The 15,875-nt window shown below is 40.6% G+C and carries 13 protein-coding genes and 1 other RNA gene; 11 read left to right on the top strand and 3 right to left on the bottom strand.

Annotated elements, in window-relative coordinates; all coding sequences use genetic code 11:
* Positions 1–4 precede the first annotated feature (4 nt).
* The 6 genes from dinG (at position 5) to ACRWQL_RS16305 (ending at position 5,550) form a co-directional block, all read left to right on the top strand.
* A complete protein-coding gene (gene dinG / locus ACRWQL_RS16330) occupies positions 5–2,080 on the top strand; it encodes an ATP-dependent DNA helicase DinG (protein WP_434951093.1) in 2,076 nt (691 codons plus the stop codon).
* Positions 2,081–2,088: 8 nt separating this feature from the next.
* Positions 2,089–2,862 carry a sulfite exporter TauE/SafE family protein gene (locus ACRWQL_RS16325; RefSeq protein WP_226414433.1) on the top strand — a complete coding sequence of 258 codons (774 nt, stop codon included), beginning with the start codon at positions 2,089–2,091 and terminating at the stop codon, positions 2,860–2,862.
* Entirely contained in the window at positions 2,859–3,521 is a 663-nt protein-coding gene (locus tag ACRWQL_RS16320; protein WP_434951091.1) for a primosomal replication protein, read from the top strand. Before ACRWQL_RS16325 ends, ACRWQL_RS16320 begins: the two co-directional genes overlap by 4 nt.
* A 9-nt stretch (positions 3,522–3,530) precedes the next feature.
* Positions 3,531–4,235, top strand: a complete 705-nt coding sequence (locus ACRWQL_RS16315; RefSeq protein WP_434951089.1) for a DUF2057 domain-containing protein — start codon at positions 3,531–3,533, stop codon at positions 4,233–4,235.
* Between the two features lie 7 nt (positions 4,236–4,242).
* Entirely contained in the window at positions 4,243–5,151 is a 909-nt protein-coding gene (locus ACRWQL_RS16310; RefSeq protein ID WP_434951087.1) for a histone deacetylase family protein, read from the top strand.
* A 78-nt stretch (positions 5,152–5,229) separates the two neighbouring features.
* Positions 5,230–5,550 (top strand): late competence development ComFB family protein, encoded by a 321-nt coding sequence (locus ACRWQL_RS16305; RefSeq protein WP_434926672.1) that lies wholly within the window; start codon positions 5,230–5,232, stop codon positions 5,548–5,550.
* 114 nt (positions 5,551–5,664) lie between these two features.
* Here the strand turns inward: ACRWQL_RS16305 and ffs are convergent.
* Positions 5,665–5,762, bottom strand: an RNA gene (ffs, locus tag ACRWQL_RS16300) — signal recognition particle sRNA small type.
* Positions 5,763–6,024: 262 nt separating this feature from the next.
* Between ffs and ACRWQL_RS16295 the strand changes: the two genes are divergently transcribed.
* The 5 genes from ACRWQL_RS16295 to ACRWQL_RS16275 all read left to right on the top strand — a co-directional run bounded on the left by ACRWQL_RS16295 (position 6,025) and on the right by ACRWQL_RS16275 (position 14,750).
* Positions 6,025–6,840 (top strand): hypothetical protein, encoded by an 816-nt coding sequence (locus tag ACRWQL_RS16295; protein WP_434951085.1) that lies wholly within the window; start codon positions 6,025–6,027, stop codon positions 6,838–6,840.
* 329 nt (positions 6,841–7,169) lie between these two features.
* Entirely contained in the window at positions 7,170–9,305 is a 2,136-nt protein-coding gene (locus ACRWQL_RS16290) for a multiheme c-type cytochrome (RefSeq protein ID WP_434951083.1), read from the top strand.
* A 278-nt stretch (positions 9,306–9,583) separates the two neighbouring features.
* The gene (locus ACRWQL_RS16285; RefSeq protein WP_434951081.1) at positions 9,584–11,560 is read left to right on the top strand and encodes an OmcA/MtrC family decaheme c-type cytochrome; all 1,977 of its coding nucleotides are present in this window, start codon (positions 9,584–9,586) and stop codon (positions 11,558–11,560) included.
* A gap of 103 nt (positions 11,561–11,663) precedes the next feature.
* On the top strand, positions 11,664–12,650 hold the full coding sequence (locus tag ACRWQL_RS16280; RefSeq protein WP_434951079.1) for a DmsE family decaheme c-type cytochrome: 987 nt from the start codon (positions 11,664–11,666) through the stop codon (positions 12,648–12,650).
* A gap of 12 nt (positions 12,651–12,662) precedes the next feature.
* A complete protein-coding gene (locus ACRWQL_RS16275) occupies positions 12,663–14,750 on the top strand; it encodes an MtrB/PioB family decaheme-associated outer membrane protein (protein WP_434951077.1) in 2,088 nt (695 codons plus the stop codon).
* A 202-nt stretch (positions 14,751–14,952) separates the two neighbouring features.
* On the opposite strand, the gene ACRWQL_RS16270 is transcribed toward ACRWQL_RS16275, so the two are convergent.
* Positions 14,953–15,480: a tRNA-uridine aminocarboxypropyltransferase gene (locus ACRWQL_RS16270; RefSeq protein WP_434951075.1), complete on the bottom strand. Its 528-nt coding sequence runs from the start codon at positions 15,478–15,480 to the stop codon at positions 14,953–14,955.
* A gap of 70 nt (positions 15,481–15,550) precedes the next feature.
* Complete coding sequence (locus tag ACRWQL_RS16265) at positions 15,551–15,871, bottom strand: hypothetical protein (RefSeq protein ID WP_434951073.1); 321 nt, start codon at positions 15,869–15,871, stop codon at positions 15,551–15,553.
* Between the last annotated feature and the right edge of the window lie 4 nt (positions 15,872–15,875).

The raw sequence follows: 15,875 nt of genomic DNA, 5'->3' as shown, positions 1-15,875 counted from the left end.
ACTCATGCTCACTGACCAGGTAAAAACGCAAATTCGCACCATCTATAAAGACATTGCTTCGGCAATGCCGCAATTTCGTTCACGTCGTGAACAAAATTATATGGTGGCAGAAATTTCTAAAACTTTAGCCGGTGAATATGACAAACAACGACCTATTATTGTTGTTGAAGCGGGTACGGGTATTGGTAAATCACTGTCCTACCTTTTAGGCGCTATTCCCTTAGGCATCGCGAGTAAGAAAAAAGTCTGCATTGCCACCGCAACAGTGGCACTGCAAGAGCAACTACTGCATAAAGACTTACCCTTTTTCTTGCAGCATTCTGGTTTAAATTTTAAATTTGGTTTAGTTAAAGGGCGTCAGCGGTACGTTTGCTTAGCAAAGCTAGAGGGAATGATGGGTTCCCAAGACAGTTCGCAAATGGCGATGTGGCAAACAAAGCCAGATCAGAGCCAGGTTGAGCAACTGCAAAAAATTCATCATGATTATCATCAGAAAAAATGGAATGGTGAACTTGATAGTTTAAAAGAGCCTATTCCTGACTTTTTATGGCAACAAATATGCTGCGACAAACACAGCTGTCATCGTCAGGTTTCTGCACACCATAACTGCCCTTTTCATAAAGCCCGTGAAGATGTTGACACATGGGATGTGCTTATTGCTAATCACAGTTTATTGTTTGCTGACTTAGAATTAGGCGGTGGGGTTATTTTACCTGAGCCTGAAGATATGTTTTACATCATAGACGAAGCCCATCACTTGCCGATAGTCGCAAGGGACTTTTCGAGCGGGCAGGCGACGATACGTGGCGCATGTGATTGGTTAGACAAGGCGACTAAAACCTGTAGCAAACTGCAAAACCAGTTAAAAACTAATAATATTATTGCCCCAGTTCAAGCCATGCTTGATCACATCTCCGACATTATTAGCTTACTTAGTCAGGTGGCTCAGTTTTGTGATACGCAGCCACAGTTTTTTGCCAACCCAGAAACCAGATGGCGCTTTGAACACGGTCAATTACCCCAATCATTAACCATTCAGGCTGAAAACATCGCCACCGCTACGGGTAGCGGCTTAAAACAGTTTAATAAAGTGGTTTCTGTTTTATCTGAAGCGATTAAAGATGGTGAGGTGCCAAAGCACCAATCTGAAGGATTGCTGTCTGAAACAGGTTTTATTCTGCAACGATTAGAGAATCTGCATAAAGTGTGGAAAATGATCGCTAAAGAAGACAATAAAAAAGGCGCGCCTACTGCCAGATGGATTGAGTTAATTACCGGTAAACAACAAGATTACTTAGTCAGTGCCTCCCCCATTGAAGTCGGTTTTATGCTTGAGTCCATGCTATGGCAAAAAGCCGCAGGGGTGGTGCTGTGCAGTGCCACACTCAGAGCACTGAATAACTTTAATCACTTTGCCCATCAGGTTGGTTTAAGTATCAATGATGGCAGTCGCTTTTTAGCTCTGCAATCGCCATTTGATTATGAAAATAATGCCACGCTTTTTATTCCCCATATGGATAATGAGCCAACAGATGATGATTACACCGCAGAGCTTGCCACCCAAATAGTCGCCTTAATTGAAGGGGAAATGGCCTCTTTGGTATTATTTGCATCGTACTGGCAAATGGACAAAGTGGTAGAATTAGTTGAAGGTAAAATCCCTAGTGAGCAACTTTTTATTCAAGGTTCAATGCCAAGGCAGCAAATTTTAAGCCAGCATAAACAACGTTGTGATGATGACAAACCAAGTATTATTTTCGGTACAGGTAGCTTCTCTGAAGGGCTAGATTTACCCGGTGATTACCTCACTAACCTGATTATTACCAAACTGCCCTTTGCCGTGCCGACATCACCAGTTGAACAAGCCCATGCCGAATATATAAAAGTAAAAGGCGGCAATCCATTTTTACAACTCACCATTCCAGATGCTTCGCGCAAGTTAGTCCAAAGTTGTGGTAGATTACTGCGAAAAGAACAAGATTATGGTCGCGTGACAATCTTAGATCGCCGTTTGGTGACTAAACGTTATGGCAAATCGTTAATTGATGCATTACCGCCCTTTCGGCGGGTGATTGAGTAGGTATACCCTTGGAATTAATGTTAGACCCAAGCCACTTAGCGGCATTGGCGGTTATCGGAATTATCGCAGGCTTTATTGACGCTATAGTCGGTGGCGGCGGACTATTATCTATTCCCGCCTTACTGACAATGGGTATACCACCACATTTAGCTCTGGGGACCAATAAATTAGCGGCATGTTTTGGTTCAATTACCTCTAGCTATACCTATTATAAACAGCAATTATTTGTACCAGCATTCTGGAAGACCTGCGCTATTGCCACTTTTGTCGGTGCGATACTCGGTAGCGGACTGGTATTTTTAATTAACTCGAATTGGCTTGAAAAGTTACTTCCCCTGCTTATTATCAGTATTGCGATTTATACTTTATTCAGCCCTAAAGCCATGGGCAGTGCACATTATGTCGCGCCTACCAAAGCTCCAACTAATAAACGCCAAGCAACTCAAGGATTAATACTGGGCGGTTACGATGGATTTGCAGGGCCCGGTATCGGTGCATTTTGGACTGTTTCCTCTATTTCTTTACATAAATTACCGTTACTAGAAAGTTGTGCTTTAGCAAGAATCATGACACTAATCAGTAACATTACTGCGCTAATTATTTTTGCTAGCTTGGGGCAAGTTAATTGGATATTAGGCCTATGGATGGGAGTCTGCATGATGGCAGGATCATTTATTGGCGCGCGAAGCGCTATCCGTTTTGGCATTCCTTTTATCAAGCCGTTGTTTATTATCTCTGTGGTATCTATTGCCACCCATTTAGCCTGGAGTGCCTGGGCATGAATACTCAGCAATTAATCCTAATGCTGAAGCAACAACTTGCTCATATAGAACAAGAGGCACTGCAGCATGATAATCAATTAGGCGACCAGCAGAAAAAAACACTGCAACATGTTGAGCGTTTTAATCATAGCGTTTTTATTCAGGAAGGCGCTCAATTAAGCCCTTGCATTGTGCAACTTAGAAAGGATATCGCTCAATTAGAAAAACAGTTAACGCTTAACTTAGCTAAAAGCACTATTGAACTTAGCTGCCAGCGCATTCAAGATAGGTTTACCGCATTAAGGCGTGCTTTGCTGACGACAGGATTAAACTTAAAATCTGCTGAGCAGAAAAAAGCCAGTAATCGTGCTCGATATGCTAAAAAACAACAGCAGTCGGTACAGGATAGTGGCTTTGGTTGGATAGCAAATAACATCATGCAAAACAGTCATCAACTTTACCAAGAGTTGAATAAACATTTTGCTTGGGCTAATAAAATTGAATTTAAAATTCAACAGATGGAATCAAATCTTGAGGTATGTCATGCTGCTGACAAAATTACATTGCAAAATGACATTCTTTTAATGCATCGTCGTTTAGGTAAGTGCCGCCAAGCCATCAGCTATATTGAAGAGCGGATACAACACTTTGAGCGACCACGCCAAAGTTTAAATCGTTAAGGAGCAACAATGAAATCATTATTATCCACCAGTGCAATTTTGGCATTACTTTCATCAACCTCACTGATGGCAGCTAATCTTACCATTCCAATGTCGTTTGAATATTTAGCTTTAGATGGTCAACAGATAGAAACAAATTCGTTTAAACATAAATCTGATTTAAATTTAACTACTGGCACTCATAAAATTGCGATTAGATACCACGACATGGTTCAAGATGACTTCAGTGATAGCCAAAGCTTTATAAAATCAGCGCCTTTTATTGTCACTCTCAATGTTGATGGCGATTTTAATTATACTCTCTATCCTGCCACAGGTGAGGTAGTAAAACGGCCAAAATCTTTTGCCAAAAAACCTGAAATTATTATTACTCGTGAAGACAAAGGCTCAGTAAGTTATTCGGTGGAAAATACTCAACTTGAAGAGGCCTCTTTTATTGCTAATTTGTTTGGCGGCAATAAAGTCGCTGACATCGATGCCATGTCTGCACATGCAACAAGTAGCAATCCTGCTGTTAATTATACAGCAACGACTTCTGCCCCGGTTTCACCTACAGTAGCCGCAACCGCTGTCACAGTGAATCAATTAAATACAGATAACTTGCCAAAAGCCACTAACCCAGCCCAAGCTGAGCAAATGTTGCAGTATTGGTGGTTACAAGCCGATGAGAAAACCCGTAAAGAATTTATGGGCTGGGCAATAAAACAACTGTAATTCGTTAATGAAAATCCCCTTTGTTTATCACGCCAGCTACTCACAGCTGGCGTTACCTTCTCAGCATCGATTTCCAACAAGTAAATATCAAAACTTGTTTGATTATGCTATTGAGCAAAATTTAGTTTGTCCAAGCATGCATCACCAAGCCAATAAAATTGATATTAGTCTCATAAAACAAGTGCACAATGCTGATTATGTTGATGCGTTTATCAATGGTTCTATTCACCCTAAAGCACTGCGTAGAATAGGTTCCCCCTGGAGTGAGAGTTTAGTAAAACGCACTTTACATGCGGTAAATGGCACATTACTAACCTGCCAACTTGCCCTTAACCATCAAATATCGGTGCATTTTACGGGTGGCTACCATCATGCTCACTATGATTTTGGCAGCGGTTTCTGCATCTTCAATGATTTAGTTATTGCGGCTAGTCACCTAATAGAAACACAACAAGTTGATAAAGTTTTAATTTTTGATTGTGATGTTCATCAAGGTGACGGTACAGCAACACTCTGCCAGGGTAACCCCAATATCATTAGTTGCTCAATTCACTGCAAACAAAACTTCCCATCCAGAAAACCTATTTCAGATTATGATATTGAACTTGATAAGGGCTGCTCCGATGAGGAATACTTATCATACATTGACAGTGTATTTGGGTATTTAATACAACTTCACCAACCCGACCTTATTATTTATGATGCTGGTGTTGATATTCATCAAGATGATGATTTAGGGTACTTAAATATATCTACGCAGGGCATTCTCGCAAGAGATAAGCTAGTATTAACCCTAGCCAAACATCACAACATTCCTGTTGCCGCGGTAATCGGTGGTGGATATAGCCGGCAGGCAAATGAGTTAACACAAAGGCATAGTCAATTGCTGATTGCGGCAAATCATGTTTGGGTGTAAAAATAAACTAATGATAAACGTTTTTGTTGTCTACTATAATGACAGATAAAGCCAACACGACACATAATGGAGAAGACCATGCATTTAGAATTTCGTAATTATTATGAAGTCTTACTTTTGGAAATATTGCGCGATGAAGGTTTAATGGATGAATTACCTGAAGATTATCTTGCGGATCTTTGTTGTGTGACTTTAAATCAATTACCAGTGCGCTATATTCGACATCTCGTTGACACTTACTTTTTCGAAGACTACAACGAACTTAAACAGATGAAAAATGAAATCAGCTCCGCTTTAGAGCGTTCAAGAGCCTTTTTAAAAGCCAATTTACACAATAAATTAAAACAAGAAAATGAACTGTCAGCTGAACAAGTCATACAGTTAGGTCACAATGAGTAATATTAGGCTTACTGAGTAAAATATTAGGACTTGAATAGCTTTTAACATATATGAATAGGTCTTATAAAGTAGGACTTATTAACTTAATTATTGCGGGGAGAATTGTTGGAGGCTCCCCTAGAGCCGACACCCCGGCACACGAGTCGCTTGCTGCGGTTGCTCCCTTCCGGGCCTGGCCGAGTTCACAAGTTATCATTGCGGGGGGACCCTAGGGTCACCATAGATTTCTAAATAAGCTAAGTAAAAACAAACTCATCTAGAACACTGGGGATTATCCCTTAACCCACCAATGCAATCAAGCCCTAAGTCTGGTCTTTTTGTCTTTAATGGCTTACTTGCACAATGATCACTCAATTTTACGATTTTCAATCAAGGTATAAGAACACCTTCTATACTTTATAGATAAAGTGTTCGCCGTAAAATATTGACTTAACCATTTTAAAGTCATTACCGATAATCTACAGGAGAAAGTGAATGCAACATCTCATATCAGTCACTTTCTTCTCCTTTATGATTTCTCTTTTGATCCAATTACCAGTGTTAGCCGCTCAATTTAATGTGGATTATTCAGCAATCCACAAGGTCAACTCCCACGTGTTATATATAGACAGCCACCAAGTTGAAAATAGTGTTGAAAATATGCTTGTAACTAAACAAGCAATATCGAATGAAGCTGAAGAGTTCAGCTTTATCCCTTCTATCAGCTTACTAAGTGAAATAAGTCCGGATGATAATTACGATTCATTACTGTACAGTCCATTACAAAACTCTCTATTACCAAATCATCTATCACAAAGCCATCAATTACAAAGCAGTCTTTTGCCGACTTATATACGTGCTAATGCTCAAGCGGGTATCAAATCACAATGGAAAATCACTTCGGATTTCATGGTTAGTAGTTTTTTAATACGTAGAGCCTACTCAATAAACTGGCAAGCTGAACACTCAGACTCTGCATTTGAGTTTGAAAATACAATAATTAGTGAAAACAGTATTATCGGCAGTGAAATTTCGATGCACAACTTATTCAATAATAAATTGATCATAGGTGTGAATTATCAACTAAATAACTTCCTAACACAGCAAACCGACTTCCCCCGCCAACAAATTAATACCTACGCAGATTTTGAGGTGATCAATAATCTCAATATACATTTGAATTGGATCTTATCTGAAAAAAAAGCCCTAACGCCACTTTTAAATACCAGGAAAACGACCATACTCACTCCAATTGACATCAATACGATTCATTCTCACTTACTCCTACTATCAGTTAGTTACAAAATGTGACTAATATCCCACTCTGAGAAGATAGCTTAAAACTTACCCACTTCAATCATCGTAAAGCGTGTAAACTTTGTAGCGCATTTGTTATAAAAAAGTCTCCGTTAATCGTTCGGTAATTTGCAAAGATAGATAACTTTTGCTCAAAAACTCACATACGTAACCTTTGTCACAATGAAAAAAATACCACTAAAGGAATAGATGGGCATAGTTCACAAATCTTACATCATCACGCTGAACAAGTACTTAAGGTTGGCTACACTGTCCATAGGTAAAAACCATACGCTTTATAATGAATAGCATTTGAAGTGATAAGAATATTGCAGGGAAATACGATGAAACGATTAAATTTAAATACCACAGCAAAAGCTGTGTTCAGTGCAGGGATACTCTCATTTGCACTTATGGGTTGTGGCAGCGATGGAAAAGATGGTGAGAACGGTATTGATGGTCCTATAGGTACACCAATAAAATCTGCAACCAATATCAAAAGCACTATTACTGCAGCAGATGTCGACGAAAACAAACGACTTACTCTCAGCTTTAATCTTACCGATGCTAACGGTGCCGCTATTTTAGGCCTTACTCAAACAGACATTGCTACAATTTCTTTTGGCCGTGTTGGGGCGGTAACTGAACTGGGTGAAAATGAAATCGTGAGCCCTGATCCGGAACGTAAAATCTGGTTAAGTTACTTTAACAAAGATAAAGGAGAAGGTTACTTTACAGGTTCTAGCTATTTTGATGGCACAAAAAGTCAGTGCACTGATTGTTTTGTTGATAACAATAACGGCAGCTACTCAATTAAAATAGACAAAGCTATCGATACATTAGGTAAATATGACTATGTTGCCGATACGACAAATGGTGTTTATTTATCAATCAAAACAACAAATAACTTATCAAAAACCATGGTCGACAATAGCTTCTTTTATTGGGTCCCCGCAACCGATGTGCAAGTTGACAAACCACTAAAAATACTTGCTAACGCTGACTGCCAAAGCTGTCACCGAGAAGGACAGGCGGGCGAGTTATCAATGCATGGCAGCAAGCATAATACTGAAGAAGCATGTTCATTTTGTCATACCGACTACAACCGATACCTCAAAGAAGATAAAGATTCTGCCGGTAATGTGATTGGTGAAGCATATGCATATGACGGTTCAATCAAAGGCATGGTTCATAGTATTCACACTAATTCACATGCTTCAACCGTGGGTGTATACCCGCAAATGACATCAAACTGTTTAACCTGCCATAACCCAAATCAAGAATTCAACCTAACTGATAGCTGGAAGGCAGATATAGATACCACATCTTGCTGGAGCTGCCATAGCCCTAGCCCAGCGGCTGAAGCTGCAGGGGCAAAAGCTTCACATCATCAAGGCGAAAATTGCTTTGCTTGTCATGGTGGTGAAGAACGGGGCCGTGGCGCAGAAGATGCTCACTATTCACTTAACAGCACCCACTTAGCATCAAGATTAAAAGTCACTTTCAACTCAATGATGGTTGCAGCTGATGAATCATCTATCACGGCTAATTTTACCGTTAAACATGGTTCAGAACTGGTTACCCTTAATCAAATTGACCCTCGTCCTTACAAATATGGTGGTTTTAATAGCGCGATTGTTATCAATGGTACTTTAGGCGATGACTTTTTGGTTAACTATCAGAAAGTTGGTATTAATACCTTTACTCAACAAACTGATGGTTCTATCAATGCTTTAATTAGTGCAACCAGCTTCAATATCAAAACACTCATTGATGCTAAATCTACCATAGCACTGAGTAGCCAACTTCATGTCTGTTCTAAAAAAGGCGTTATTGCAGATTGTGTTGTAGATGACTTAAACCGAGCAGATGGAGACAGAAGCAAACAATATGCGCCATACCTTACCTCTGATACTTTCTACTACAACCTAGATGGCAGCCCGGTTAACTCATCACCGCGCATGCAACACGCTAAGATGACTGACTGCCAACAATGTCATACCACAGAGATCACCCACCGTTATTCTAATGATCTTGATGGATGTGCATCTTGTCATAATGGTACACGGTCAAACTCAAACTTAGCTATTAAGGTACATGCTAAGCACTATGTTTATGACTCAAGCGGTGATTTATTCTTCAAAAAAACCGAATGCCAAGCTTGTCATGGTGATGATGGATTCTCGATCCAAAATATCAAAACAACGGCATCGCCAGTCGCATTTGGTAAAGACAGTAATGGTGGCTTATTAGTGGTGTCACCGCAAACAGCTGCCTGTGTAAGTTGCCACTTACCGCCATATGGATTAAGTGAATCAACGATTGGCCATATTGAAAGTAATGGCGGAGTGATTGGCACTATAAATCAACTTGGTGTTCCTGCCGCTGACTATGGGGCGATGAATGTTCAAGAGACATGTTCAACGTGTCATACGGATACTAGAATTCTTCAGTCTCATTCAAATTGGGGCGGTCATTAACGGTTAGCGTAAAGATAAAATGAAGCCGCTCGATAGAGCGGCTTTGCTATCTAAGGTTACATTTATGCGTGACTATATAGGCAATTAATATACCTCTTTATAAATAGAAAGACCGGCTTCACATAATGTAAAGACCGATGAAGATTTACTCGATTTAATAACGTAATCTTATTATTAACAACGTTTTCCAACATCGACTTAACTGAAAACAACACGCTTTGACGTAGAACGCAGAAAATACTGACAGTTAAGAATATGTTTTACCTTTGCAGGGAAATATGATGAACACACAATACTCAAAAATAGCACTAATACTAGCCGCAACAACATTAACGTTAGCGGGCTGTGGTGGTGGAGATGATGGTAAACCGGGCACACCAGGGTTACCCGGCGGTGAGCCAGCTGCAGATATTAAAGTACTTAATTTAGATGTTACTAACGTCACTTATGTAGACGGTAAACCGGTTATCGATGTCTTTGCGACTAACGAACAAGATATGCCCATTATTGGTTTACAAGATTTAGGCATTACTGCAGCGCAATTAACGCCCGTTGGCGCCACAGGAGCAGGCAATAGTGCTCAATGGACGCGTACTGCTAGAGTGTCTGGCACAGCCAATTATACCGACTTGAAAAATGGTCATTATACTTTTACATTCGAAGTAGCTGGTTATAACCAAGCACTGACTCAACGTTATAATGTTTATGCGGGCGGACAAGGTTCCACCTTACTTAACGGTGTAACTGCGGTGCCTAGAAAAGAAATAGTCGAAGACTTCGACGGTAATGGCTATCAAGCACAGTACACTAAAAACATTGTGTCACATGCAACCTGTACAAGTTGCCATGCTGAAGATAAACCTTTAACCACTCGCCATAGTAATTACTACACCCAAGAAACGTGTGCAACTTGTCATAACAGCTCGATGTCTATGGAAAGTCAGTGGAATCATTTAGTTCACAATATTCATAACACCTCAAAAACTTTTACCGATAAAAATGGCAAAGAATACACAGGTGCAGCAGCTGAGCATTTAATCGAAAATAACTGCCAGTCTTGTCATGTAGAAGATGAAAATCTATCTGAGTGGCAAAATTGGTCTCGTATACCCACCATGGAAACCTGTACAAGTTGTCACGCTGACATTGACTTTAAAGCGGGTAATGGCCACTCACAACAACTTGATAATTCAAACTGTATTGCCTGCCATAACGCTAGCTGGACTGAAGAAATTCATACAAGTCCCTTCACCCAAAAAGCCGCTTTTATTGACATGTATGGCATGAGCGCAACTTTGGTTGCAAACAAAGCTGACCAAGATGACTTATCTGCAACACTATCAGTTACCATACTTGATACTAATGGGGCAAAAGTTGATGCTAACACCTTAATTAGTAAAATTAAGCGCCTTGAAACTATCACCAACGTTGGTCCTAACTTCCCTATCATGGGCTACAATCCAAATCCTGTTACAGGTTATAAAAAAGTCACTCAAGACCTAGTTAAAAGTGGCTTAGTTCAAGATAAGGTCACTATCCTTGATGGTGTATTACGCTTCAATATCGCCAAACTTCCTTTTGGTGCCGGTGATACTGATACCGCATTCACAATGATTGGATTAGAAATGTGTAATGACGGCGTACAGGCGATTGACTGTGCTGACGGCGTGGCGACAACATCAATGAAAGCTGAACTAACCCATGGAACATTATCAGGGGCTGCGCCAAGTTATCGTCACACTGATTCGGTTAACTTCAGTACTTGCCAAAACTGTCATGGTGAAACCTTTGAAATCCATAAAGGCCATCATGCAGGTTTTGTCATGACCGAACAATTAGGTCGTGAAGTCGATGGTAAAGTGATTATTGGAGTCGATGCTTGTGTTGCTTGTCATACACCGGATGGCACTTATGCTTCAGGCGCAAACCAGGGCGCTATTGAAATGAAGTTGCACAGTGTACATGGCAAACAAGACATCATTAGTGACTGTACCCAATGTCATAATGACTTCAGCCTTGATGCATTCAAGCTTAAAGGCGCATTAGCCACTGCCGGCGGAGGAGATAGCTACACAACTCCAATCACTGCAACCTGTGCTTCTTGTCATGGGTTCGATGAAATCAAAGCACACGCTGAAGGACAAGGCGCGGTAGTTAACGGATCTTACCAGCAAGCTAATGACGCTGCGCAACTTGAATTCTGTTTAGGTTGTCATGTCCCCAGCATTGAAAATCATGCTGCTATGAAGTTTTAAATTGCCCACAGGGAGAAGCTGATCATTTCTCCCTGACTTATTGGCAATGCGCTTAATGATTTAGCGATATAGCGCTTTTATGGACAAATTAGGAAGTCTACTTATGAAGACCAAAACAACATCTCAAATCTTGTTATCAGCCTTGTTTTCACTGGTGCTGCTAATGGGTTTAGTAAGCCCTGCTAGTGCAGCAAAATGGGATGAAAAAATGTCGCCAGCCGAAGTGGAAGCGACATTAGATACAAAATTTGCTGAAGGTAAATACTCACCTAAAGGTGCTGACTCTTGTTTAATGTGTCATAAGCGTTCAGAAAAGGTCATGGATCTTTTTAAAGGCGTACATGGTGCGATTGACTCCAGCAAGAGTCCAATGGCGGGTTTGCAATGTGAAGCCTGTCATGGCCCACAAGGCTCGCATAACAAAGGTGGTAAAGAGCCGATGATAGCCTTTGGCCCAAACTCTACCCTGCCAGCAGATAAACAAAACAGTGTGTGTATGAGTTGTCACTTAGATGACAAACGCATGTCATGGAATACCAGCCACCATGATAATGCTGATGTTTCTTGTGCATCCTGTCACAGTGTTCATACCGCCAAAGATCCGGTGCTGTCTAAGCAGACCGAAATGGAAGTCTGTACAAGCTGTCATACTAAGCAAAAAACCGACATGAATAAACGCTCTAGCCATCCGATGAAATGGAATCAAATGACCTGTAGTGATTGTCATAATCCACACGGTAGCTTAGCGGATGCAGACTTAATTAAACCAAGCGTTAATGAAACCTGTTACGAGTGCCACACCGAAAAACGTGGCCCTAAACTTTGGGAACATGCTCCAGTGACCGAAAATTGCGTCAGTTGCCACAATCCTCACGGCAGCGTGAATGACGCCATGCTTAAAACCCGTGCACCGCAACTTTGTCAGCAATGTCATACCAGCGATGGCCATGCAAGTAACGCTTATTTAGGTAACACAGGTATGGGTTCAAGTGTGGGTGACAATGCATTTACAGGCGGACGCAGTTGCTTAAATTGTCACAGCCAGGTACATGGTTCTAACCATCCATCGGGTAAGCTATTACAGCGCTAGGGAGTTAACACTATGAAGTACAAATTAAACTTAATTACCCTCGCCTTATTAGCGCCAGCCAGCTTTACCGCTATGGCCGGAGGATATGGCTTAGCCAATGCTAATACTGATAATGTAAAATTTGATGCATGGGCTTGTAAAGGATGTGCTGTTGCAACTAGCACAACTGGCAGTATTGGTGTTGGTGTGGGTCATAACAGCCAAAGCGACATAAAGTCAGCTAATGCCTTCAAAAGTGATAATGAATTTGCAGGCAAGTTAGATGCCGATATCAATTATCGCGGTACCCAAGGTTATCGAGCACAGGTAGACGCTACCGATATTGGCATGGACAATGGTCGTGCTGATATTAATGTGGGTAAGCTGGGAACCTATAACCTAAATTTCAATTATCGCTCAATTGCTAGCTATAAAACCAATACCGCACAGACGCCCTACCAAGGCGTTGGTAGCAGCGATTTGACCCTACCCGACAATTGGGTAACCGCGGGTTCAAGCTCACAAATGCCTATGCTTTACTCAAGTTTAAATCCATTTGAATTATCACTTAAACGTGAAAAAACCGGTTTAGGCATTGAATACCAAACGGAGTCACTGTTCACGACCTTTGTTAATTATCAGCGTGAAGATAAAACGGGTCTTAAGCAAGCATCGGGGAGTTTTTTCAACCAATCTATCATGCTACCGCAGCCAGTGGATTACACCACAGACACACTAGAAGCCGGTATTAAGCTTAAAGGTGACAATTGGTTTACTAGCTTAAACTATAATGGTTCATCATTTAAAAATGCTAACAACCAATTAAGTTATGACAGTACCTTTAACCCTACCTTTGGTGCTCAAACACGTGGTTACATGTCATTAGACCCAGATAATGAAGCCCATAGCGTATCACTTATGGGTCAGTTCAATGACTCTGTGACTGCGGTATCGGGTCGCTTAATGCTGGGGCAAATGAGTCAAGATCAAGAATTTGTCACATCGGGTTACGGATATCAGCTGCCGGCAGAGTCATTAGATGCTAGCGTTGATATAACAGGCTTAAACTTAAAAGCGGTCAGCAGAATTAGCCGAACGCTAAGAGTGAATGGCAGTTATGATTACAGCGACAGAGAAAACAACACTCAAATTGAGCAGTGGACTCAAATAAGTATCAATAATGTTAACGGTCAAGTGGCTTATAATACGCCCTATGATCACACTTCACATCGGGCTAAGTTAGGTGCTGACTATCGTATCAACTATGGTATTAAATTAGATGGGGGTTATGAATTCAAACGTGATGAGCGAAGCTATCAAGATCGTGAAATCACTGACGATAATAACCTTTGGGCCCGTATTCGTGTCAATAGTTTCGATAATTGGGACATGTGGGTTAAAAGCAGCTTTAGCCAACGTGATGGTTCAGACTATGAAGTCTCTGAATGGACATCAAAAGAGCAGAATCAATTACTGCGTAAATACTATCTTGCTGACAGGGACAGAAGTCAGGTTGAAGCGCGTGTAAGTCATACGCCAATTGATGAGCTAACTATCGATTTTGGTGCGCGTTATGCACTTGATGATTACACCAATACCGAAATCGGTTTAACTGAATCCAAAGACACCAGTTACGACGCAAACTTAAGCTATATGTTCAGTGCTGATGTGATGCTAAATGCATTTTACAATCATCAAGTTATCGAGTCTGCTCAATCGGGTAGCAGTAACTTCGCTACCGCAACTTGGCAGGCTAATATTGAAGATGTGATTGATGTAATGGGTGCAGGGCTAAGTTACAACAACTTAATGGATAGCCGTTTACGCCTAGGCCTAGACTACACCTACTCAGATTCGGATAGCACCACACAGGTTAGGCAAGGTATAACCGGCAACTATGGTGATTACTTTGCCAAAGTGCATAATGTTAACCTTTATGCGCAGTATCAAGCTACTGACAAAATGGGTTTACGTTTAGACTATAAAATTGAAAAGTACCTAGATAATGATGCCGCCAACGACATCGCCCCAGATGCTATTTGGAATATCGTTGGCTTTGGTAGTAATAGCCATGACTATACAGCACATATGATTATGCTAAGTATGAGCTATAAGCTATAACGACTGTGGGAATAGCAACTAACTAAGTTAGAACTTAAAGTTAGAACAATAAATAAGCGAAAAAACGCTAATCTACCATCAAGATTAGCGTTTTTTTTGTAAAGCTCTTGCATTACACTATCAATTAACATTATATTAACAAATGAATTATCTTGTGATTGAAATTTGGGCAAATGGAACTTGCCTAGATTTATTTATGCCTTTAAACCGACCTAGGTTTTGGATTGAAATTAATCAGTTTTTCCCGCAACACATCCGCTTCTGTTGATAATCCACAATAAGATAACAGCAAACAAGCACACTCTGCGGTACACAAGCCTCCTTCAATTTGATTTCTTCTTAAACTAAAAATCGATGGGAGTTCATTCACTAGGGTAATCTTAGTCAATGGATGCAAATAATCACTTCGATTATATATTTTACGTGCTTCTTGCCATGTTGAATCAATAATAATCACATGGCTAAATTCGGCTAACCTGTGTGCATTGTCATTATCGATATCAATAAAACGTTGCAGCGGAGCTTGAATATCATTTAATGTTGAGTGTTCTTGTTTGGGAAATAATAAGCCTACCTGCTTAGTCGCTAACTTATCGAGTAAATAAGGATTAGGGTTAACTCTATCCCACACAATAACCTTAACTTGACCCAACATCACCTCGCGAACCAACTTACCCGTATTGGTTTTACGGTCTAACTCTCGTTGATGGGTGAGTAATATAATGTTCATTTAACCCTTTACGTATTTCTGGTGCGTAGGAAGTAAAGCGCTGTTACTGTTATCGAAAGTACAATGGTTGTTAATGTTGAAGTTGTTCATCAATAAAGCTACACCATTCATCGCTATTACGTTGGGGGACTGACTTGTCCCCTCTTATCCTTAGCTTAAATTCAATCACACTTTGCCATTCTTCACTGCCAATATCAGGCCCATGGCCTTGACCATCACCCGAGGTTAACTGTGCTTCAACCTGTTGATACCAGACATCTGAGCATTGTACTTGAGTGGTATGAGTATTTTCATCCGCTATGGGAGATGATAGCGCTTTAGGAGTGTTTGAATCAGTACACCCCAATAATAAAAATGTCATTAAAAAGCATGCTTTCTTAAAATAGCGCATAAAT

This window comes from Shewanella sp. HL-SH4, assembly GCF_051164845.1.
GTDB lineage: Bacteria > Pseudomonadota > Gammaproteobacteria > Enterobacterales > Shewanellaceae > Shewanella > Shewanella glacialimarina.
This window is presented reverse-complemented; position numbering and strand designations above follow the sequence as displayed.

Coding starts and splice junctions, on each gene's coding strand:
- dinG (WP_434951093.1), top strand. CDS start 5: ATGCTCACTGACCAGGTAAAAACGCAAATTCGCACCATCTATAAAGAC.
- ACRWQL_RS16320 (WP_434951091.1), top strand. CDS start 2,859: ATGAATACTCAGCAATTAATCCTAATGCTGAAGCAACAACTTGCTCAT.
- ACRWQL_RS16315 (WP_434951089.1), top strand. CDS start 3,531: ATGAAATCATTATTATCCACCAGTGCAATTTTGGCATTACTTTCATCA.
- ACRWQL_RS16310 (WP_434951087.1), top strand. CDS start 4,243: ATGAAAATCCCCTTTGTTTATCACGCCAGCTACTCACAGCTGGCGTTA.
- ACRWQL_RS16305 (WP_434926672.1), top strand. CDS start 5,230: ATGCATTTAGAATTTCGTAATTATTATGAAGTCTTACTTTTGGAAATA.
- ACRWQL_RS16295 (WP_434951085.1), top strand. CDS start 6,025: ATGCAACATCTCATATCAGTCACTTTCTTCTCCTTTATGATTTCTCTT.
- ACRWQL_RS16290 (WP_434951083.1), top strand. CDS start 7,170: ATGAAACGATTAAATTTAAATACCACAGCAAAAGCTGTGTTCAGTGCA.
- ACRWQL_RS16285 (WP_434951081.1), top strand. CDS start 9,584: ATGATGAACACACAATACTCAAAAATAGCACTAATACTAGCCGCAACA.
- ACRWQL_RS16280 (WP_434951079.1), top strand. CDS start 11,664: ATGAAGACCAAAACAACATCTCAAATCTTGTTATCAGCCTTGTTTTCA.
- ACRWQL_RS16275 (WP_434951077.1), top strand. CDS start 12,663: ATGAAGTACAAATTAAACTTAATTACCCTCGCCTTATTAGCGCCAGCC.
- ACRWQL_RS16270 (WP_434951075.1), bottom strand. CDS start 15,480: ATGAACATTATATTACTCACCCATCAACGAGAGTTAGACCGTAAAACC.
- ACRWQL_RS16265 (WP_434951073.1), bottom strand. CDS start 15,871: ATGCGCTATTTTAAGAAAGCATGCTTTTTAATGACATTTTTATTATTG.